Source organism: Virgibacillus xinjiangensis (genome assembly GCF_042643145.1).
Classification (GTDB): Bacteria; Bacillota; Bacilli; order Bacillales; family Amphibacillaceae; genus Virgibacillus_O; species Virgibacillus_O xinjiangensis.
The window spans coordinates 220,919-242,153 of sequence record NZ_JBHRSA010000041.1; the positions used below are offsets into that span (position 1 = coordinate 220,919).

At 45.2% G+C, this 21,235-nt stretch carries 20 protein-coding genes; 7 read left to right on the forward strand and 13 right to left on the reverse strand.

All coding sequences use genetic code 11. The features are described 5' to 3' along the window. Positions 1 to 158 precede the first annotated feature (158 nt). Positions 159 to 1,328, forward strand: a complete 1,170-nt coding sequence (locus tag ACFOGI_RS10490; protein WP_390272127.1) for a M20 metallopeptidase family protein — start codon at positions 159 to 161, stop codon at positions 1,326 to 1,328. Between the two features lie 614 nt (positions 1,329 to 1,942). On the opposite strand, the gene ACFOGI_RS10495 is transcribed toward ACFOGI_RS10490, so the two are convergent. Next, positions 1,943 to 3,157 (reverse strand): ABC transporter permease, encoded by a 1,215-nt coding sequence (locus ACFOGI_RS10495; RefSeq protein WP_390272129.1) that lies wholly within the window; start codon positions 3,155 to 3,157, stop codon positions 1,943 to 1,945. Next, positions 3,150 to 3,893: an ABC transporter ATP-binding protein gene (locus ACFOGI_RS10500; protein WP_390272131.1), complete on the reverse strand. Its 744-nt coding sequence runs from the start codon at positions 3,891 to 3,893 to the stop codon at positions 3,150 to 3,152. Before ACFOGI_RS10500 ends, ACFOGI_RS10495 begins: the two co-directional genes overlap by 8 nt. Before the next feature lie 596 nt (positions 3,894 to 4,489). Between ACFOGI_RS10500 and ACFOGI_RS10505 the strand changes: the two genes are divergently transcribed. From ACFOGI_RS10505 to ACFOGI_RS10515, 3 genes are all read left to right on the forward strand, one after another. Further along, a complete protein-coding gene (locus ACFOGI_RS10505) occupies positions 4,490 to 4,921 on the forward strand; it encodes an HIT family protein (RefSeq protein ID WP_390272132.1) in 432 nt (143 codons plus the stop codon). Positions 4,922 to 5,069: 148 nt separating this feature from the next. Next, positions 5,070 to 5,600 carry a tryptophan transporter gene (locus ACFOGI_RS10510; protein WP_390272134.1) on the forward strand — a complete coding sequence of 177 codons (531 nt, stop codon included), beginning with the start codon at positions 5,070 to 5,072 and terminating at the stop codon, positions 5,598 to 5,600. 127 nt (positions 5,601 to 5,727) lie between these two features. Further along, positions 5,728 to 6,099, forward strand: a complete 372-nt coding sequence (locus tag ACFOGI_RS10515) for a YtxH domain-containing protein (RefSeq protein WP_390272136.1) — start codon at positions 5,728 to 5,730, stop codon at positions 6,097 to 6,099. A 193-nt stretch (positions 6,100 to 6,292) separates the two neighbouring features. Here the strand turns inward: ACFOGI_RS10515 and ACFOGI_RS10520 are convergent, their stop codons facing one another. The 3 genes from ACFOGI_RS10520 to ACFOGI_RS10530 form a co-directional block, all read right to left on the reverse strand. After that, positions 6,293 to 7,195, reverse strand: coding sequence for a glycine betaine ABC transporter substrate-binding protein (locus ACFOGI_RS10520; RefSeq protein ID WP_390272138.1), 903 nt, complete (start codon positions 7,193 to 7,195; stop codon positions 6,293 to 6,295). Between the two features lie 76 nt (positions 7,196 to 7,271). Then, the gene (locus tag ACFOGI_RS10525) at positions 7,272 to 8,126 is read right to left on the reverse strand and encodes an ABC transporter permease (protein ID WP_390272139.1); all 855 of its coding nucleotides are present in this window, start codon (positions 8,124 to 8,126) and stop codon (positions 7,272 to 7,274) included. After that, complete coding sequence (locus ACFOGI_RS10530; protein ID WP_390272186.1) at positions 8,119 to 9,318, reverse strand: quaternary amine ABC transporter ATP-binding protein; 1,200 nt, start codon at positions 9,316 to 9,318, stop codon at positions 8,119 to 8,121. Before ACFOGI_RS10530 ends, ACFOGI_RS10525 begins: the two co-directional genes overlap by 8 nt. A gap of 388 nt (positions 9,319 to 9,706) precedes the next feature. On the opposite strand from ACFOGI_RS10530, the gene ACFOGI_RS10535 reads away from it, so the two are divergent. Next, on the forward strand, positions 9,707 to 10,189 hold the full coding sequence (locus tag ACFOGI_RS10535; RefSeq protein WP_390272141.1) for a GbsR/MarR family transcriptional regulator: 483 nt from the start codon (positions 9,707 to 9,709) through the stop codon (positions 10,187 to 10,189). Between the two features lie 8 nt (positions 10,190 to 10,197). On the opposite strand, the gene ACFOGI_RS10540 is transcribed toward ACFOGI_RS10535, so the two are convergent. Then, positions 10,198 to 10,560: a DUF1878 family protein gene (locus ACFOGI_RS10540; protein ID WP_390272143.1), complete on the reverse strand. Its 363-nt coding sequence runs from the start codon at positions 10,558 to 10,560 to the stop codon at positions 10,198 to 10,200. Positions 10,561 to 10,746: 186 nt separating this feature from the next. On the opposite strand from ACFOGI_RS10540, the gene ACFOGI_RS10545 reads away from it, so the two are divergent. Continuing rightward, positions 10,747 to 11,289 carry a DUF3267 domain-containing protein gene (locus ACFOGI_RS10545; RefSeq protein ID WP_390272144.1) on the forward strand — a complete coding sequence of 181 codons (543 nt, stop codon included), beginning with the start codon at positions 10,747 to 10,749 and terminating at the stop codon, positions 11,287 to 11,289. A 276-nt stretch (positions 11,290 to 11,565) separates the two neighbouring features. Then, a complete protein-coding gene (locus tag ACFOGI_RS10550) occupies positions 11,566 to 12,537 on the forward strand; it encodes a peptidylprolyl isomerase (protein ID WP_390272146.1) in 972 nt (323 codons plus the stop codon). Positions 12,538 to 12,580: 43 nt separating this feature from the next. Here the strand turns inward: ACFOGI_RS10550 and ACFOGI_RS10555 are convergent, their stop codons facing one another. From ACFOGI_RS10555 to ACFOGI_RS10585, 7 genes are all read right to left on the reverse strand, one after another. Then, positions 12,581 to 12,766 carry a sporulation YhaL family protein gene (locus tag ACFOGI_RS10555; protein WP_390272148.1) on the reverse strand — a complete coding sequence of 62 codons (186 nt, stop codon included), beginning with the start codon at positions 12,764 to 12,766 and terminating at the stop codon, positions 12,581 to 12,583. Between the two features lie 65 nt (positions 12,767 to 12,831). Continuing rightward, positions 12,832 to 13,779, reverse strand: coding sequence for a 3'-5' exoribonuclease YhaM (yhaM, locus tag ACFOGI_RS10560; RefSeq protein ID WP_390272150.1), 948 nt, complete (start codon positions 13,777 to 13,779; stop codon positions 12,832 to 12,834). Between the two features lie 73 nt (positions 13,780 to 13,852). Next, positions 13,853 to 14,404 carry a GbsR/MarR family transcriptional regulator gene (locus ACFOGI_RS10565; RefSeq protein WP_390272152.1) on the reverse strand — a complete coding sequence of 184 codons (552 nt, stop codon included), beginning with the start codon at positions 14,402 to 14,404 and terminating at the stop codon, positions 13,853 to 13,855. A gap of 47 nt (positions 14,405 to 14,451) precedes the next feature. Beyond that, positions 14,452 to 17,394: an ATP-binding protein gene (locus ACFOGI_RS10570; protein WP_390272154.1), complete on the reverse strand. Its 2,943-nt coding sequence runs from the start codon at positions 17,392 to 17,394 to the stop codon at positions 14,452 to 14,454. A 10-nt stretch (positions 17,395 to 17,404) separates the two neighbouring features. Further along, positions 17,405 to 18,625 (reverse strand): metallophosphoesterase family protein, encoded by a 1,221-nt coding sequence (locus tag ACFOGI_RS10575; protein ID WP_390272156.1) that lies wholly within the window; start codon positions 18,623 to 18,625, stop codon positions 17,405 to 17,407. A gap of 197 nt (positions 18,626 to 18,822) precedes the next feature. Then, positions 18,823 to 20,073 carry an ABC transporter permease gene (locus ACFOGI_RS10580; protein ID WP_390272158.1) on the reverse strand — a complete coding sequence of 417 codons (1,251 nt, stop codon included), beginning with the start codon at positions 20,071 to 20,073 and terminating at the stop codon, positions 18,823 to 18,825. Then, positions 20,066 to 20,965 (reverse strand): ABC transporter ATP-binding protein, encoded by a 900-nt coding sequence (locus ACFOGI_RS10585; protein ID WP_390272160.1) that lies wholly within the window; start codon positions 20,963 to 20,965, stop codon positions 20,066 to 20,068. Before ACFOGI_RS10585 ends, ACFOGI_RS10580 begins: the two co-directional genes overlap by 8 nt. Positions 20,966 to 21,235 lie beyond the last annotated feature (270 nt).

Genomic DNA, 21,235 nt, shown 5'->3' on the forward strand with positions numbered 1-21,235 from the left:
CAAAAGCACCCAGACAGGGTGCTTTTTTATATTTTACTATTCTAATCGGAGCAGAGCACAAAGATTACTGTCTACCTCGATCTACCGGTCATTAGACGTCCCTAGGAATTTGACGTAAATGTTATAATTGTTGAATAACGAGTAAGGAGGTCTTCTAGGTGTTGAATGATATACATAAAGCATTGGATCTGGCATATGAGGACATGGTGGAAATCCGCCGCCATCTCCATCAGTATCCAGAGTTATCTTTCGAAGAAACAAAAACAGCACAATATATTGCAGATTTTTATGAGGAATTGGGTATTCCCTATAAAACAAAGGTTGGCGGAAATGGAGTAATTGCTACATTAAAAGGCGGTAAGCCGGGCAAAACTATTGCATTGCGAGCGGATTTTGATGGTCTTCCCATCGAGGACGAAAAAGATGTTCCATACAAATCCAAAGTTCCTGGTGTGATGCATGCATGCGGGCATGATGGACATACTTCTGTACTCCTTTCCCTTGCCAAGGTGATGAAACAATACCAGGAGGAGCTTCCCGGTACGATTGAGTTCCTTCATCAGCATGCAGAAGAATATGCACCTGGTGGGGCGAAACCGATTATTGAGTCAGGAGCGATCGACCACGTGGAAGCCGTATTCGGCACTCATCTATGGGCCACCACTCCAGTCGGTGTCCTGCAGACAACCATGGATGCCTTCATGGCTGGTACCGATCGGTTCACAATCACCATTCAGGGAAAAGGCGGCCATGGAGGATATCCGCATGAGACGAAGGATGCTATTGTCATCGGTTCGGATGTTATCTCCCAGCTGCAGCAGATTACCAGCAGACGACTTGACCCGTTGGATACAGCAGTTGTAACAGTCGGTGTCTTCGAAGCTGGAACGGCCTTCAATGTGATCGCCGACCAAGCCAAATTGGTTGGAACGGTGCGGCACTTCAGCGAGGAGGTACAGGAAACAGTCATCGAGGAAATGGAAAAAATTATAAAAGGAGTCTGCATCAGCAATGATGCTTCCTATGACTTTGATTATGTGAAAGGATACCCTCCGCTGATCAACAATGAATCGGAAGCACGCCTAGTGCTGGAAGCAGGAGAAAAAGTGGAAGGTGTCACAAAAACGGAAGAAGTAGCTCCTGTGATGGCTGGCGAGGATTTCGCTTATTATACGATGGAAAAACCAGGTGCTTTCTTCTTTACAGGTGCGGCCAAGGAAGGGAATGTTTACCCTCACCATCATCCGATGTTCGACCTGGACGAACGGTCCCTGCCGATTGCCGCTAAAACGTTGATTTCTGCCTACTTTGCCTATCAGGAAAAATAATAACAGAAGGAGCTCTCGACAAGAGCTCCTTTTTTGTTACCCCTGCGCCATCTACCTAAGTTGGGTGTTATTTTCAGGTTTTTAGTTAGTGTATGAGTCCCGCGCTGTTCCCAAAGGAGTCTACGCATTCCTCCACGGGTATGGGATTGTTTCCACAGAGGAGTGTATGATTTATACTCTCTCCTGCTACATTTCCCATAATGATTATGAACTGCCACCGCTTCGGCAGAACGCTTCGCTTTCCGTGGGCACGGCTTCAGTCTCCTCGGAAGCAAAAAACGCTTCCTGTGGGGCCTTCAGACTCGTGCTGTTCCCACAGGAGTCTACGCATTCTGCCTCTGCTTGATTATATTTACTCATTATTGTGAGGCGATTCACCATATAGTCTCTTGCTAGTACAAAGACACATTGCTAAATAAAAAGGTTGCAAGCACCCAACCAGCGGAGGAAATCCACGGAGACTCCTGCGGGAACCGTGACCGGAGTGAGACCCCGGAGAACGACCGTTCGAGGAGGCTCACGGGTCACCCCCGGAAAGCGTAGTGGAATTTCCGCAGTGGTGTGTGAAGCACTCTTACGAATTACAAAGCAGTTTGCATATTCATTTTCCAGCCTCATGCAGTTATCTTCTTTTTCACGTATCCATTCATGAACAAATACGTAAACAGCCCTCCCCCAACTAACGTCAGGACAAACCCGGTGTATTCCTGCTGAGCTAGAAATAGCAGGGAAAATAAAATCACTTGTCCAAGTGTCAGTTGATAAAGAAGTTTGACCACTGCTTGACGGCGCAGCTCCACTTCCACTGGATAGATATCCAGCCACATCATGGTCCGGTGATGCTGATACAGTGCCATCATCTGGAAGCAGCTCAAATACAAAAACAGGAGCGCGAACAGTACTTGCAGCCAGAGATTTGGGATCAAATAGATGAACAACCCGCCGATAATCACCAGTCGGACATACATTCCAAGGTAGTCTCCACTTCTGACAAAGGTAATCCGATACAGATAGTCAAAGGTATGTCTTCTGGCAAAAGGCACGTTGCTTACCAGATTTACCAGCCATTGGCGCTTTTTCACCCGATTTTTCAAATGGGGAACATCGGCGAACATATTGGCAATGCGGTAAAAGGCCTGCATCCGATTTCTGTCTTTTTCCACTAATAATTCCCAATGAATGCCAGGCTGCTGCCTTGCTACCATGTAATCATATAAAAAGACAATTATATACACGACCGTCGTAATGCCTGCCCACAGCATGTCCCCATTTACGGCAAAATAGAAAACGGCTATTCCCAGGAATGTACGTGCCGCTGCGTCAGCCTTTCTCATCCCTGGTTCTCTCACCTTCTGCATCCACCAATTGGCAAACAGATTCCAAAGCTTGAATATCAGCAGGACCAGCACGGTCAACAGATACATTTTCCCTGTGCGCTCCGGATAGGCGGCAAAATAAAGCGGCCCAAGAGCAGCCGCTACGAGAAAGACCAGGTACAACTGGATCATGAAACTGTAGATCAATGAATTCCTGAAATACGGACCCATTTTATGTTCGGCAGGAATCAGAAAGACCAGATCAGGCTCCTGAAGCAGTGTACGGACAGGACTGTAACTCGCAATCAACCCGAACCCAAGACCGATGACCAGCGCCGCCGGGAAATCATTCGGAAGCTGGGTGAGCCATCCTTGATAATAATAAGCCAGAACGGAAATGAAAAAGAACATGGTGATCATGAGGTGGCCATTGAATATGTAGCGCAAATAACGGCTCGTCTCTTTCACATACTCGCTCAACCGTTCCCTGAACAGCTCGCGCGCATTAAACATGATTATCTTCCTTTGTCAACTGGACGTATAGATCATCCAGGGTGGCCTCAGGCATGTTGAATTCTTCCTGCAGTTCCTCCAATGCGCCCATTGCCCTGATTTCTCCTTCATGAAGGATCACAAAGCGGTCACAATACTTCTCGGCTGTTGCGAGAATATGGGTCGACATCAACACCCCTGAGCCATTTTCCTTCATATTATCCATGAGCTGCAAATAAGACTGAATGCCGAGCGGGTCGAGGCCTACAAAGGGCTCATCAACAATATAAAGTGGCGGCTCAATGAGAAAGGCGCACATGATCATCACTTTCTGCCGCATCCCTTTGGAAAAATGGACGGGGAACCAATTGAGCCTCTTTTCCATACGGAATTCCTTAAGAAGAGGGTCCAGTCGCTGTTCAAACACCTTCTCCGGTATATCATAAGCCATTGCCGTCAATCGGAGGTGTTCATAGAGGGTCAGTTCATCATAAAGAATCGGCATCTCCGGAATATAGGCCATCTGGTTCCGATAGGATGATGGGTTCTCCTGGAAAGTCTGTCCATTAACAGAGACCGAACCTTTTTTTGCATGCATCAACCCGATGATATGTTTAATGGTCGTACTTTTACCCGCGCCGTTCAAACCGATCAGACCGACAATTTCCTTAGGATATATATCGAATGAAATGCCGTGCAGTACATTTTTATGGGTATATCCCCCGTGCAGATTATCTATATGCAGTAAAGGTTGCACATTGTTTCCTCCTAAATCATCACTTACTGGAATTTTACCATTTAATGATTCGGAAACCAAAGCAAACTGTGCTCCATATGACGACAAAAAATTTTACATTCATGTACATAAAACATCCATGTCCGCACAAAATAGCTAATGAAGGACGGGGGATGACCCACCGTGCAACCGCTGAATAAAGCTATTTAGTAATCGAACGAGGTACGAAAGTACACACACAAATGAGGTGTCAGCGATCGATACACTAATTTAGCTGTACGCAAAGCGCAATGTGGTAATTCGGCAATGTGGTAATTCCGACCGATCTTCCAATGAAGCTAAACCCTTTTGCCAGAATCCATCCCAGGGAAATGGGATGCTGACAAAAAGGTTTTAAGCCGCCGTCCCTATAACGGATTTGCTTACTGTGTAACTGGTTGGATCGTCAGACGGCTTCCCTTGTCCTTCTTAAAGCAGGCATGGTCCGCAAAGCGGATCATGCCTGTAACTTTTTTACAATCCTCTCCTTCACTAGCGTTGGCAGTGGTGCTTTACATTCCACCCGATTCCTATATACAATAGTCATAATAAATAAACCTAAGGAGTGGGTCTAGCCAATGAGTCATGAGGATTGTATTTTCTGTAAAATCTTAGATGGGGAAATTCCTTCAGCCAAAGTATATGAAGATGAGCATGTGTATGCTTTCCTGGATATCAGCCAGGTGACAAAAGGCCACACACTGATCATACCGAAAACACATACCAAAAACATTTATGAGACATCTCCTGAAATTGCCAGTGAGCTTTTTGCCAGAGTTCCCAAGATTGCCAATGCAATCAAAGAGACCTATCAGCCGATTGGCATGAACCTTTTGAACAACAATGAAAAGCCAGCTGACCAGTCTGTCTTCCATCTGCATATTCACTTGATTCCACGGTATGGAGATGGTGACGGGTATTCCTCCAACTGGACTGTACATACAGATGAATATACTTCCGAGGATCTTCAAGAAATAGCTAAAGAAATCAGTCAGCAGGTGGAGCAATAACTGCCCCTTTTGTCTAAAAATTTAGTACTTTTTATTTATAAGTTAATTTGCTATAATGAAGGAGAAGTTTCTGCAGTTGACAGGAGTGTACAGCTGAGGGATTTCTACTATATTTAGCTGAGAAAAGCTGAGAAGAGGAGAGTTACAGATGAATACAAGGATTTTAGTTATTTTGTCACTGTTGGTTGGTATTGGCACAGTTCTGCATGCAGTTGTTCCACCGGTGTTATTCGGTGTAAAACCGGATATGTTGCTGTCCATGATGTTTTTGGGAATCATTCTGTTCCCTAAGCCGAAATATGTACTGATATTATCTATTGCGACAGGAATCATTTCCGCTTTGACCACTTCCGCCCCTGGGGGACAGATTGCGAATATCATTGATAAGCCGATCACTGCTATGGTTTTTCTGGGAATGTTCCTTCTTGTCCAGAAGCACTTTCCCAACACGGTCAGTGCACCTGTGTTGACGGCTGTGGGGACGATGATCAGCGGATCTATTTTCCTGAGTGTCGCTCTGTTCATCCTTGGGATGATGGAAGGCGGATTTTTAGCCTTGTTCTTGGCAGTAGTATTGCCGGCCGCCGCTGTGAACACGATCCTCATGGTCATTCTCTATCCGATTGTACAGGGAATTTTCAAGAGGTCCCAGCCAATTACAGCCACACAGAATATTTAAAAGAAAATCCTCTGGCATATCGTCTGTCAGAGGATTTTTTTGAAACATCCATGGAGTCATTATGATGTTTTGCTGCATGGTAGATAGAGGAAAATACATAACAAGGCATGGAAAGGAGCGTAGGCTTATGACAAGTGGAAAATCAGTACTCCTGGGACTCGTGATCGGAGGTGGCGTCAGTGCTGCTGTAACGCTGTTGAGCACTCCTTCATCCGGCAGGGAAATGCGCAGCCGGGTGAAAGAACAAGGGTATGGAGTGAGAGACTTCCTGTACAGCCTCAGTCAAGATGGACGGCGCCTGAAAGATCAGCTAGCCCAGACCTCCAAAGAAGGGGCAGTGATGATCAGGGAGCTTACCGAAGAAATGAAGCATTCCATTACGGAATGGAGGAACACGGTAGAACCCCATCAAGAAAATATTCAGCAATATTTGGAACAGATTGAAACAAGCTTGAAAGATCTGGAGGATAAGGTGAAGGATCAACAAGTGAAAGCTTAAGATGTAAAGGGTGCACGCACAGTCGGCACCCTTTTTTCATGCTCCGGTTGTGAAAAAAACGACAAGAAGTGACACCATGGCGATTCCCCCTCTTTCACAGGGTTTTCTTACCCACGCCATCCCCTCTTTAGTCATCACTTTGCAACATCATAAAAAAAGCTGCTACTTCAAAGGCAGCAGCTTTTTCTATCAATTATTCAATTCCTTCTGTCCACTCAGAAACTTTGTCCTGGTTCTCTTCTACCCATGTTGCTGCTGCTTCTTCAGGATCAGCACCTTCATGGATTTCAAGCATTACTTCTTCGATATCTGAAGACTCCCAGGAGAAGTTGTCCAATACTTGGTAAGCTTCTGGAGCATCTTCCTCAAGTCCTTGGCGTACCATTGTTTCGATTGTTTCCGCCCCACCGAATGATTCTTCAGGATCTTCCAAGTACTTCAGATCATAGGCAGCGAACTTCCAATGCGGAGACCAGCCAGTAACTACAATCTCTTCTTCGTTTTCTACAGCTTCACCCAATGCAGTTGCCATGGCACCACTGGAAGAAGGTTGTACTTCCCAGTCTTCAAGATTATAGTCTTCCAAAGCCTGTTCGGAAGCAGCCACAACACCAGCACCAGGCTCGATACCTGTAATGGTTTGACCTGCTTGGTCTTCCAGATCTGCAATAGAGTTAACATCCATGTATTCAGGAACAACCATGCCGATTTTTGCACCTTCCAGGTTAGGTCCCAATTCTACTACTTGGTCTGAGTACTGCTCATACTGGCTTCCATGGGTAGCAGGCAGCCATGCTGCAACCATACCATCAGATTCTCCAGTTGCAACTGATTCCCACATGACCGTATTGTCCAGCGGTGTAGTCGTAACGTCATAACCAATATCTTCCAGTACTTTTGCAACCACATGAGTGGAAGCTACCTCTGTGTCCCACTCCACATATGCCAGTTCAATTTCCTGACCTTCCACAGATGATCCTTCCGTAGATTCTTCTGATCCATTATCCGAAGAATCGTCAGCGCCACAACCGGCAGCTACCAATGATAGTGACAAACCTGCAGCTAATCCAAGACGTTTCCAGTTAAATTCCAACATCCTAAAACTCCCCTTTTTCGTTTAATATTATATGGAGACTTTTCTTTTCGAAAAGATACCAGCTTTCTGATTGATTCTATGCTTTATTGCGGTTCAGGTTCTGGGTCATACGATCGATGATGATCGCAAGGATCACGATGCCGATACCAGCGACGAAACCTGTCCCGACTTGCGCCCGTTGCAGGGCAGATAGCACTTCTCTTCCAAGGCCAGGCGCACCGATCATGGAGGCAATTACAACCATGGACAAGGACAGCATCACAGTCTGGTTGATTCCTGCCATAATGGTGGCTTTGGCCATCGGAAGTTCCACTTTGAACAGTTTTTGTGAGCCTGTACTTCCGAAGGCATCGGAAGCTTCTACCAGTTCACTAGAAACTTGCCGGATTCCCAAATTGGTGAATCTTACAGTCGGTGGTGTGGCGAATATCAAGGAAGCGAATACCCCTGGCACCATGCCGATACCGAAGAACGCAACAGCTGGGATCAAATAGACGAATGCCGGCATCGTCTGCATGAAGTCGAGCACTGGGGTAAGAATTGCCTCGGCCACTTTGCTTTTGGACATCAAGATACCGATCGGCACCCCGATAATGACCGACAACAGACTTGCCAACAATACCAAGGTAATGGTGTTCATCAACTCTTCCCAATAACCTTGGTTATAGATGAACCATAATCCAACGATTGAAAAGGCAGCCAATCCGAATTTCTTGCCGGCAATGAAAAAGGCAAGTACTGCCACAATCAAAATAAAGACAAACGGCGGAATCGCCATCAATACGTTTTCCGAAATAAACTCCATGAAGCTCCCGAAATGTTCCTTGATCGGGTCAAATAGAAAGGCGAAGACATCCGTTATCCAGTCGGTCGCCGCTTCCGTCGCCTCTGCTACTGGTATTTGTGGTATAAACCCTAATAAATTATTCATTTCCAATGTTCACCTCGCCCTCTCCAGCAAGTGCAGCAATTACAGCACCACGAACGATGATGCCCGCCAGTTTGCCGTCATCTACGACAGCAATGGGAATCGGGGAATCATGTATCATATCAAAGATTTCATTCATTGGTGTATCCCTGTCCACTTTCGGTATGTCGTTTTTCAGGATTTGCCGGAGATCTCCGATTTCTTTTTTCCTTGCTTCCGATGCATCGTCAGCTGTGATATATCCTTTGAGAGTACGTTTGCTGTCGACTACATACATACTGGACAGACCTTCTTCACGCATCCGCTCCAGCGCTACACGTGGTCCATGTTTATCAATGTTGACCGTCTCCGGGCGCTTCATGATATTTTCGGCCGTCAATACCTTGGAACGGTCCACATCCTCTACGAATCTCTCTACATAATCATTCGCAGGATTAACCAAGATTTCCTCTGGTGTACCGATTTGTACGATGGAACCATCCTTCATCAACGCAATCCGGTCACCGATCCTCAAGGCTTCATCGAGATCGTGGGTAATGAAAATGATTGTCTTCTTCATGGTGGATTGCAAGTCAATCAACTCATCCTGCATATCTTTACGAATCAATGGGTCAAGGGCGGAAAACGCCTCGTCCATCAATAGTACTTCCGGATCATTTGCAAGAGCTCGGGCCAGACCAACACGTTGCTGCATACCACCCGACAATTGTCCTGGTTTCTGATTGATAAAGCTTCCTAAGCCAACCATTTCCAGCGCTTCTCTTGCTTTTTTCTTTCTTTCTTCCTTCGGTACGTCTTGCACTTCCAGTCCGAATTCTGCATTTTCTAGAATAGTACGATGAGGGAATAAAGCGAACTTCTGAAATACCATACTCATTTTTTCCCTGCGTACTTTTCTGAGGGACTGTTTATCCATGGTAGATAAATCTTCTCCATCGACCAGGATATTTCCCTGGGTCGGTTCGATCAGCCGATTGAGCAGTCGGACCAAGGTAGATTTACCACTCCCGGACAGACCCATGATGACGAATATTTCCCCTGCTTCCACAGAAAAGGAAGCACGATTGACACCTACTGTATTTCCTGTCTCTTTCAGGATTTCCTCTTTGTTTTTCCCTTCATCCAAAAGTTTGAGGGCATTCTTTGGATTCTTACCAAAAACTTTGGTTAAATCCTTTACTTCTATTACAGGCAAAACCTTCACCTCTTCCTTCTTCCTATCAATTGTCTTTTTGCTATGCATATAGACCCGGGACTTTCTGCGCATTAATTCTCCATGCAAAATCTATGAAACTGTCATTTACCGTTGAAGCATATGGATGCCTGCAGCAAACTTAACTGTTTCACAGGTACCGAACGTCATTCAGTTACTATAACACTATATCTTAAACAACCCATACCGTTCAAACCTTAAATTCTTTTAATTTAGTATGTTTTTTACGTACAGTTTATTCTGTACGGATTATATAGACTACATGCTCCTATATCCTGCCAATTGCTTTAATTTGCTAGGCAACCAGTAATTTCAAATCAGGCTGAAATTAAGTTAACCTTAGTGAAGAGCAGTGGTATAGGGGGATTATATGATTGTCAAGACAAGTGAAGAAATTACCTATAGAATTATCACCGAATTCTCAAAAACCTTGGAAATGTTCGGCTTGACCCCTGTAGAGGCACGTTTATTCGCCTGCCTTTACCTAGTGAATGAGCCCATGACCTTGGATGAAATGAGCGATGCGATCGGTAAAAGCAAAACTTCCATGAGTACGAGTATTCGCACTCTAGCAGATATGAATCTTGTTACACGCGTATGGAAAAAAGGAATAAGGAAGGATCTTTATCAGGCTAACTCGCAATTATTCAAATCATTTATGAATTCTTATCTAAATAAATGGCTGGTCGCGACCACCCACCAAAAAGATGCACTAGCAGCTATTGAAGGAGATATACAAGAGATCGAGGGGAATACTTCGAAAGAAATGGAAAAATTGAACGATTATCTGGATAACATCATCCAGTTCCATGAACAGGTGGAAGAATTGTTCCGGGAGATGAAGCAGGAATGATCTGCTTTCTACCATCTCCTCCTTTCCAAATTTTCACGCTGCATGATGTAAACGAATTCACTCAGTAAAGAAGGATAATATCCTTCTTTTTTTAATGCCCGAATTGTTTCATGCGGCTCCAATTTTTCATTCAGCATACCGACAAAATGAACAAGCAAAGAAGAATAGTCCAGCAGGCCCTCCTTTTTCTGGGAAGCATATTTTTCGTCCAATTCCTCCAGCAGTTGGAATAGTTCCTCATATTCCTCCCGGGAAATATTATTTTCGATTACCAGCCGGATCACCGGGTATTTAGCCAGATCTATCACCTTGGATAGAAGGTGCAGGTGGAACGTAGTGGTTTCTCTATTTATTTTTGGAAAGTCAGCCATCGCCATTGCCCCCGTTTAAAAGGTAAGAATCCCCGTTGCCAAGGGGATGTACCCACATGAAAAAATTTTTACATGAAACTTTTTGGAAAGTGGTTGATTTTTCTCTGTAAACGTACTATTATTCATGAAGAATTGCTAACGAAACGTATATAAACACTAGTACCAAAAGCATGGGAGGGATCAAAAGTGAACTGCTGGAAATCAATCAACATCAACAAAGAATTCGGACTGCAACGAATGAACTTCATTTCATTTTTGGTCAGTATTTTGGCATTCACCGTACTATATGTACCTGTTTCCATCGTTCATGGCAGGATGCCGAATAATGAAGCGGCTTTTGTCCCGTTTCTCATTGTACTATTCTTTCTTCCCATGATACACACCCTTATGCATATTTTACCATTAATTGTCATGAATAAGCGTGTGAATTTCGTCTATAAGAAAAAATATAAGTGTATTCCCGTTATTTCCTATAGTACTAAATACCATTTGACGAAAAAGGTCTCTTTCATTACCGCAGGTGCTCCGAGCCTGCTATTGACCGTCCCGGGAATTGCAGCAAGTTATATGTTTCCGGAGTATTATTTCTACTTTTTGGTGTTGGCTTCCATCCATATCGGCATGAGTTTTATTGATTACCTATATATGGTCTATATCTGGAAAGCTCCCAAATGCGCATTTATTGATAATAGGCATGATGGATTTGACATTCTTCTAAAGGCACAATAGGATGGCTTACTTCAATGAAAAAAGGTCTGAATCGATGACGGTTCAGGCCTTTTTTTATGTTTCAACGCTCGTGGGAGCTGGATGGCTTCCTATTTACTTCCGTTGATCAATTATTTGTCTACCCCTTCAAGCAGAATTTGTGGCAGGTTTTAGGTAATTTGCAGGTAATTTTACAGGAAATGGTTGCTTCTGTTTTTTTCGCAACTTTTGTATGGTATATTTAACTATGTAAAAAAACCGACCAAAGGTATATATAAAGAGTAGGAGTGTTAATAGATGAAAAAATTAGCGATTGCTGCAACCCTGGCAGCAGGGGCCCTTACACTTGCCGCATGCTCGGATGATAGTGGATCCGAAACGGTCGTTGAATCAGAAGCCGGCAATATTACACAGGAAGAATTTTATGAGGAATTGAAAGATCGTCACGGTGAGGCTGTGCTGCAGGAATTAGTCACTATTAAAGTATTGGAAGACAACTACGAGGTAAGTGAGGAAGAAGTAGAAGCGGAACTAGAAGCTGCCAAAGAACAGTACGGGGATAATTTCGAGATGGCGCTTCAGCAAAGCGGATTTTCCAGTGAGGATGAATACCGTAATGTCCTTTATTTGAGCCTTCTCCAGGAAGCAGCGATGACAGAGGGTATCGAAGTTTCTGAAGAGGAAATCCAGCAGCGTTATGACCGGATGCAAACAGAGATCAATGCCCAGCATATCCTGGTGGAAGATGAAGAAACAGCCAATGAAGTGAAAAACAAATTGGATGAAGGTGCTGATTTTGCTGAGCTTGCCAAGGAATATTCCACAGACGGATCTGCTCAGAACGGCGGAGACCTGGGATGGTTTACAGCTGGTGATATGGTTCCTGCATTCGAGGACGCCGCTTATAATATGGAAGAAGGCGAGATCAGCGACCCAGTGGCATCCGATTTCGGCTACCACATCATCAAGGTCAATGAAAAACGGGAATCCGAAGAAGAAATCGGTTCGTATGAAGAAATGAAAGATCAAATCCGCCGTGACTTGGAAGCTGCACAAGTGGATATGTCAGCAGCCCAATCCAAACTGGACAACCTGATCCAAGAAGCCAACGTCGATGTACAGATTGATGAGTTCGAAGGTCTATTCACACCTGCCGAGGAAGCAGGATCGGAAGAGAATAACCAAGAACAGGAATCTGGTGAAACCTCTGAAGAAAGTCCAGAAGAAGAATCCGGAGAAGAGTCACAACAAGACTCAGAACAAGAATAATCAAGAAAAAAGGCTAATACACCTGGTTGTGTATTAGCCTTTTTTAATGGGATCCCTGTCTTCTCCTATCCCTTTCTATTTCCATTCTTTCCATATAGATTTTTCCTTCCTGTTCTGCTGCCTCTTCCTCCAGTTTCCTTTCCGCCTGCATTGCCCGGTAGGACATGACACCGCTGAAGAAAATGAGGAAGATCACCACATACACCCACCAGGAAACTCCTAAAATCATTTTACTACCTCCCTTGTCCAACCTTATAATAGATAGATATGAACAAGTGGCAGGAAACATGCCTTTTAACTTTCTTCGAACAAAGGTTTATAGAACGCACGGTTATCCATCGCGAACATCCGCTCCGTGAATTCTCCAGGTTTCACCTTATCCAATGCCCTGTTCAACATATTCAACTTGGCATCCATCATATCGATCAAATGCAGAACCTCCGCCTCACGGACCAATGGCGGGGTCGGGCTTCCCCATTCAGCTTTGCCATGGTGGGAAAGCACCAGATGCTGCAGCACACGGACTTCTTCCCCTTCAATCTGAAGTTCTCTGGCCATCATACCGATTTCTTCCACCATCATCGGTATATGACCGAGCAGCTTACCCTCTACAGTATAACTGGTAGTTACAACACCGGATAATTCCTTGAGCTTGCCAAGGTCGTGAAGGATGATACCCGCATACAGCAAATCCTTGTTCAATTCCGGGTATAATCCATGCAGTTCCCTTGCTATAGCCACCATACTGACGATATGATGTGCCAGCCCAGATACATATTCATGATGGTTTTTAGCGGCGGCTGGATAGGTCAGCAGGTCCTCTTGATACTTTTTGATAAAGGCACGGACCATACGCTGGAGCACGGGATTCTGCATTTCGAAAATTATCTCTGTCAACTTCTCCGAGAGGACCTTTTGATCCACAGGTGCTTTTTCTACAAATTCTGAGACATGGACCCCATCGGTAGGCTGGGACGGTCTGATGGAACTGATTTTCAATTGGGCCTTCCCCCTGAATTGGCTGACTTCCCCTGTGAGCTTGACGATTTGTTCCGGCACAAAAACCGCCTCATCCTCTTTCGTGGCATCCCAAAGTTTTGCGTCTATCTCTCCTGTTGCGTCGCGAAGGATTAACGTCAAAAATGGCTTGCCATTACTGGCCACGCCTTTCGTTGCCTCCTTGATCAGCATAAAGCTGTCGATGGATTCCCCAATTGCCGTCTGTCCTATGCCTTTTTTCATACAAATCCTCCCCATATGGAAAAGAGACTGACTCGGGGCTCGTCGGTCACCATCCATGTCAATCTCCAATCATCTATTTATCTTTCTTGGGAATATATTCGAAGATTTCCCCTGATTCCATGGTACGGATGAAGTCCTTCAACCATAAATAGTAGTTTCTGGCGTACTCCAGGCGCTCCAAATCTCTCTGCAGTTCCTCTAGCAGCTGTTCGTCCTCTGTCTTTTCCATAAGTGTCTGCAGTTCTTCAATGGCATCTTCTGCCTCTTCAATATTCATCTCTGTCTGTTTCCGCCAGCGGTTTCCAAAGAGAGAAGTGAAGGATTTATACCAATCCTCCTCTGATTGGTAAAGATCTTTCCTTACACCCTTCTTGAATGCAGGCTTCACCATTTTAACTTCGGACAATGATCGCACGCCGGTCGACATGCTTGTCTTGCTCATTTCCAGTGCTTCCCTCATACCATCCAAGGTCATCGGTTCATCCGCAAAATATAACACACCATAGAGCCGCCCCACTGAAGGGGGAATGCCATACAAATTCATGTTCTTGGCAATAACTTGGATGAATTTCTCAATGGTTTCTTCATGCTTCTCTTTATTATCTGCTTCTCTATCTCCTGCCAATGGAAAACCCTCCAACCGCATGTAATCTGAAAATAGTTTATCATTATTTATCCATGAATGCGAATGGTAAAGGATGCATGGTCCCTTACTTCTTCCCTACAGGTGAACAGGATGACCTGCTGATTCTGCTGTCCGAGTATATCCAGTATGCGCTTGGTACGTATCGTATCAAAGTGTACAAAGGCGTCATCAATGATAAATGGGAGAGAATGCTTGTCACTCATGATATCTCCGATCGCCAGCCTCAGAGAAATATATAACTGGTTGATCGTCCCTTGTGATAATTCCTCTGCTTTGTACCGAACACCGTCCCTTGCTTCAGCCTGAAAAGGGGTATCACCCATTGGCGGGTACACATACACATAATGCTTTCCAGTAATGATGGAAAAGTAGTGGGAAGCTGTTTCCATCACCTGGTGGAGGTATTTGTCCCGATACGTCTTTTTCGTCTTCTCCAACATCTCCTTAGCCGTTTTCAGAACGGACCACTGATGTGCCAGCCCATCTAATTTTTCCTTTTCCATTCCAAGCCGGTGCAAGGTATTGGAATAGCCTTCTGATGACTCCACAGCTGAGATGGCTGCTTTCATATCAGCAAGGTGCTGCCTGGAACGGTTCAGTTCCTCCTCCAAATCCCTCAAGGTCTCTTTCCCTTTCCTTGCAGTGTTTTCCAACGCCTGTTCTTCTGGCATGTCTGTAAGCATTCTTTTCCACATTTCATCCGGAAATGTCGTATGGAGCTGATCTTTTAGCCGCTTGGCTTCTTCTTCCAGTTTCCTTTTTTCCTCAACCTGCCTGGCCTTCCGGTAATACGCCTCTTCCGAACCCACTTCTGCTGCGTTCAGCAGTTCCTCTATCTCCTCTTGGTAGACTCCTGCTTTACGCCTGGTTTCCTCGACTCCCCGGCGGTTATCTTCAGCCAATTTCTCATATTGGTTGATTTCCCTGATAATCTGCTGGCGATGCTCCATCAGTTCTTCCACCAGACGGAATGCCTGTAGAGGATCCAAGCTGGACGGCCCCAGATTCTGGTCCTCACAAAAAGCCATAGCTGGACGGCCATTTTCATCCAACGATTGGTCCAGTCTGCCTTTCTCCTGCTGAAGCAGTCGATAGTCGGAATGGATGTCCAATAATTTCTTTATATAATGATAGAATTCCGGCCAATAGGCGATCTCCACCTGTTCCAAAAATGGATAGCTTTCATGTTGTTCACTGATCAGAGCATCGACGCGTCGCCTTTTTTCTTCGATTCCCCTGCGTTTTTCATCCAGTTTGATGAACTGGATATCCACCGTCTTGAGCTGTTCCTTGACAGCTGTCAATTCCGACGATCTCTGCTCATGCAAGGTTACTGCCTGTTCCGCTTCTCTTCGTTCTTCCTCACTTAAATCAAGGGTGGCAGACTGTTCTGCCTCTTCTGTGAAGAAATGGTCCATGGAAGCTATATGGCTTTTCGAATACATTTTCTGCCCGATACCGGCGAGAAGCAGGATCGGAATCATCCAAAATAAGGCCGATTGTCCGAAGAGGGCACCAATTACTGCCAGAAGTGCTGCGATGGTAAAAGAGACGGTTAACAGCAGATTGCTCCTTTGTTCCTGCTTGGCTTTCTGCTGCCGCCAATTCTCGCTTAAATACTCTGCACCAGACTGTAGCCGAAGCAGCATTTCTTTTTCTTTATAGCCGCTCAGCTTCTCTGTCAGCTCCTGATATTCACTTTCCGATAATGTACCTTCTTCCGCTTCCCATGCCTGATTCAACAAGTAATTCCTCTGTTGTTTCAGCTCTTGGTATTCCTGCTTGATCCTCTCTTCCTCCAGCCTCAGCTGCTCTGCATCCATCTTGGTCTGGCTCCATGTTTTCTCTAAGTGAAAAGGAAATTCCAGAGAAGACAACTCCTCGACAGACAATCCGACATGGAGCCGTTGAACCTCGGCATCCAGCTGCGTCTTCTTTTTCTCGACAGCCGCTGAAATCCTTTCCTGTTCACGTAAAGCGTTAAGATACCCCTCCTTATGTCGGAGTACTTGGTCAGCACGTTCATAGACAGACTCTTCTTTCAGTTTCCCTTTCAGCTCTTCCATCCGTACCCTGTACTTTCTCATATTGTCTTCCAATAAAGCCTGTTCACTTTGTAGGGGAAGCAGCTTTTCCTTGAGCTTTTCCAGCCTCTCCCTCCCCTTCTCGGGAAAAATGTCCAGAGATGGAAAGCCTTTGAGCTGTTCAGTGTATGTACGGTATTTTTTCACCATCGGAAGTGCTTGCTGTTGCAGAGCTGTATTCGACAACTGTTCCTTCAGTTGCTCAATTTCGCTCTTGAGCCGACTGATTTTCTCCTCTTCCTGATGTTTTTCTTCTTTCTTAGCTAGATAAGAACCCTCTCTTTCTTTAAAACGGCGCAGATCCCCTGTGATGCCATCCAAAGTGTTCAATTGCTCATTGATGGAAGGTTTTTTGCCATAGGGCTTGAATAAAGCTGCCATTTGCTGTTCCAGTCTCTTCTCCACCGTATAGAGGTTTTGGGAGCCTGTGAGGCCGATACCAAACAATACCTCACCGAAATCATTCTCTTTCATTCCAGAAAGTCCATTCAGATCGAGAGCAGAAAAAGAATAGATAGATTGGTAGGTTTTCAGGGTCATTCCATGAAGACGGTCTTCCAGCCATTCCTCCGGATATTCCTCTCCTTCCGGTCCGTGGCAGACAGCTTTGCCGTTTCTTGCCTCGTCCAGCCGTTCAATGGTTACCACCCCTGTTCCAGGAATATCAATGGTCAGCCTTCCTCCCATTCTGCCACTATTTTTCGGTCGGTAAAATGCTCTCTGTTTTGGCGGCAGGCCGAAAAGCATGAATAAAAGGAATTGCTGTATGGTAGATTTACCTGATTCATTTTCTCCATAGATGACCAACGGGGAAGCTGCAGTAAAGTCCAATGGATGGTCCACCCATTTTCCAAATCCGTATATTACCGCTTTCACCAATTTCATCCGATCCACCTCATTTCCTGAGAAGCTCGCGGAGCAGCATCTGCTCTGCTTCCGCTTTTATTTTTCTTTTCTCTTCCTCGGGTACCGGTGTGAGATATTTTCTGGCCTGTTTTTGTTGATAGAGATCATCCAAGAATGAGTCGATCTCCGTTTCAGAAAAACTTCTGATCAATTCTCCTATAAAATGCTCGCCTTTTTTCAACTGTTCATCCAGCTTGAAGCTTTCCTCCACCTCTACACGAAAGATATACGACCATGGTGAGGCTGCAGCCAGGGGCTCATTCACCAAATCTACCAAATCCTCCACTACATGCTGTCCCGCCCATTCTTGGGAACTTGCGTCCATATGGTAGAGCTTCAGATCGATCAAGCAACGGCCGGGAACTAGTTCCCTTGCCTTTTCAATAATAGTCTTTTCCAGATGATGGACATCTTGCACCCCTGCCATATCCACACTCATCGTCTCGAACTGTATCTCCTGCAGGGGGATAAACGAATAATCGGCTCCTGATTCCGAAAGTGTTACATGATAACAGCCTTTCTCTCCCAGTTCTTTCCGGTTTCTGCCCTGGATATTTCCGGGATAGATGACAGGCGGGTTTTCATGGAGCACTTCCCGCTTATGGATATGCCCAAGCGCCCAGTAATCGAATTCCTTTCCGGTCAGCTCTCCTAACCGGAACGGAGCATAGACATCATGATCCGTATTGGTTTGGATACTGCCGTGCAATGTTGCAATATGATAGTCGGCAGAACCGCCCTCCACTTCATATTCATCCACCTTCCTGTCGGTAACTGCCCGGTTCTCGTAACTGAATCCATGAACAGCTGCCTCCGTTCCGTCCCCTTTCACAAAGGTAAAGCTGGTTACCTGTTCCCCCGGGAAAACATGCATGTTTTCGGGAAAACCCACCCGGAAAGGATCCTTTGTCATGAAATCATGATTACCGTAAGAGGCATAAACATGGATACCATGATGTTCCAATTCCTCCATCTTCCTTCTGAGTCGAATCTGTGCCTTTAAACTGTGGACTTCCTGATCAAAAAGGTCCCCAACCAAAAGAACGAAGTCGACTTGTTTATCGATTGCCGTTTGGACAAGCCTGTCCAATGCCTGGAACGTGCTTTCCAGAATTTCAGAAAATAAGTGCTCCGGCACTTCCGACAGCCCTTTGAATGGACTGTCCAAGTGCAGATCTGCTGCATGAAGAAAAGTAATCGGACTCCCCATTTCACTACCTCCGTCCACCTCTGATGATTATCCTCATTTTACCAGAAAACAAATGCGAATGCACGTTCTGTTACATTGTATCTATAGACAGAGAATAGACATGAATTACACATCATCTGCAGGCATCCTGCTGATAGTGCAATAGATGGAAAAAAGCGAAATGCCGGCTCAAGGCATTTCGCTTCAATAGTACTTTCTTATTCTTTTTTCGATAAAGCCAGTGCTTTCTTCAAATCCTTCAGCGAATTCGATGTACCATATAGGAGGACACCGCCCTTGTATACCCTGGCGCCGACTATGGCTAGAATTCCGATGGTCCCTATCAGCAGGCCGATCGATAAAGCCACTTCCCAAATAGGTATATCCAGCATTCCTACCCGCAGAAACATGATCATCGGAGCAAAGAAGGGAATGAAGGAGGTAATACGGATCAAACTGGTATCCGGCATATTCAAACCGTACATGGCAATGATGAAGGCCACAGCGATCAACAGGATGACCGGCATCATAATTTGATTGGCGTCTTCCACCCTGGCTACCAGTGCCCCTAGCATGGCCGCCAGAGTAGCATACAGCAGATAGCCGAGAACAAAAAAGACCACCGCATAGATATAGATGGAAGCAGAGCCGCCTTGGACTCCCAAGTAACTGAATATTCCCCCGGTCATCTCCTCTTGTTTCGAGGCAACCATGAAATAGCCGGCTCCGACAAAGAGTCCTACCTGTGTCAGACCAAGCAGGGCTATACCGGCAATCTTAGCAAGCATATGGGTGACAGGTGGCGCACTTGAAACAAGAATCTCCATGACACGGGAGGATTTCTCGGTAGCCACATCCGTCGAAATCATCTGTCCGTATAAGATGATTGCCATATAAAGGACAAACAACATGATATAGACAATGCCGCGTGTCTGGTTGAGCTCTTCTGTCGTTTTTGCCGCTTCATTCAGCGCAACGGCCTCAAATGAAATTGGTTCATTGATTTGGGCCAACGTAGACTGATCGATCTCCGCCTGCTGCGTAGCCAGAGATACTTTCATTTGCTGCAGTTGCTGTTCCAAAATCATTTGCTCTTCTGCACCCGAAACGTCATTTGCATAGAAGGCGGCCTGTGGCAAATTCCTATCATTTTCCGTTAGTACGATGAGTGCCGTGTATATATCTTCCCGTACCGCTTCCTTTGCTTCCTCCTCACTCTCCTCATAAGCTTCCAGTTCCAAATCTTCACTGGATGCCTCCACCATCTGCTTGTAGGTATCAAAGTACATAGCTGATTCATCTATCACCGCAATGGTATCGACACTGTCATCGGAAAAAGCATTCAAGATCGACTGGATATTGGCCATTCCGAAAATGAACAGAAGGGTCAAAACGGTACTGATCAGAAAGGATTTCGATTTTACGCGGTTCATGTATGTATGGGATAAAATGATCCAAAATTTATTCATAGGAAGCACCCACCTTCTCAATGAAAATATCATTCAGGGATGGTTCTTCCAATTCGAATTTACGGATAAACCCTTTCCCATGGAGTTCCGCAAAAATCTTTTGGGAAACTTGCTCTTCCTCAATTTGCAGTTCACACCCTGCCATTGTCTTCCTATAGCGGGTGACACCAGGGTATTTTTTGAACGCATCCATATCCATATCGCCATGGATCAACAAGTTCTTTTTACCAAAAGAACGTTTGATTTCATTCAGTTCCCCCTGTACGACCGGCTGTCCTTTTTGCAGAATACAGAGGTTCTCACACATTTCCTCTACATGGTCCATTTGGTGGGAGGAAAAAACAATCGATGTACCTTTCTCTTTCAAATCAAGCACGGCCTGCTTGAGCATTTCCACGTTAACTGGATCCAGGCCGGAAAACGGTTCATCCAGGATCAGCAACTTGGGTTGATGGATCACTGCAGAGATGAATTGTATCTTCTGCTGATTTCCTTTGGATAGTTCCTCCACCTTTTTATCAAGGTATTCTGGTACTCGGAAGCGTTCCAGCCAGTAATCGAGTTCTGTTAAAATGTCCCGCTTTTTCATACCGCGCAGTTTTCCGAGATATACCATCTGATCCCGTACTTTCAATTTCGGGTAGAGCCCCCGTTCTTCCGGCAGGTAGCCGATCAAATGGCTCTTATTGTAATCGATGGTCTCCCCGTTCCAGGTAATGCTACCCTCGCTGGTGTCCAGCAGCCCTAGAATCATGCGGAATGTGGTAGTTTTTCCTGCTCCATTTCCTCCCAGAAACCCGAACATCTCTTTCTCTGGTATATGGAGGGTCAATCCGTCTACAGCCGTATGGCCTCCATACCGTTTCGTTACATTTTTTAAAGATAGTGTCAACTTCCCCTTCCCCCTCTCTTCTTGATTATACGATAGTTATTGGAAATAGTTTCAATTTTTTATCCATTGCTTTACGAGTATGTGGGTGGTAAATGCCGAGGACAACTTCCACTTCAGTTTCTGGCGCGTGTGGTTTCTAGTTGGTTGCTGTACTGAAGCCAAGTTTGGCAGCTCTTCACACCGCTGCGGAAATTCCACTACGCTTTTGGTGTGACCCCCAATAGTTGGAGTTTTATTAGGCAACGATTAGATCGGTATGAAGTCGGTATT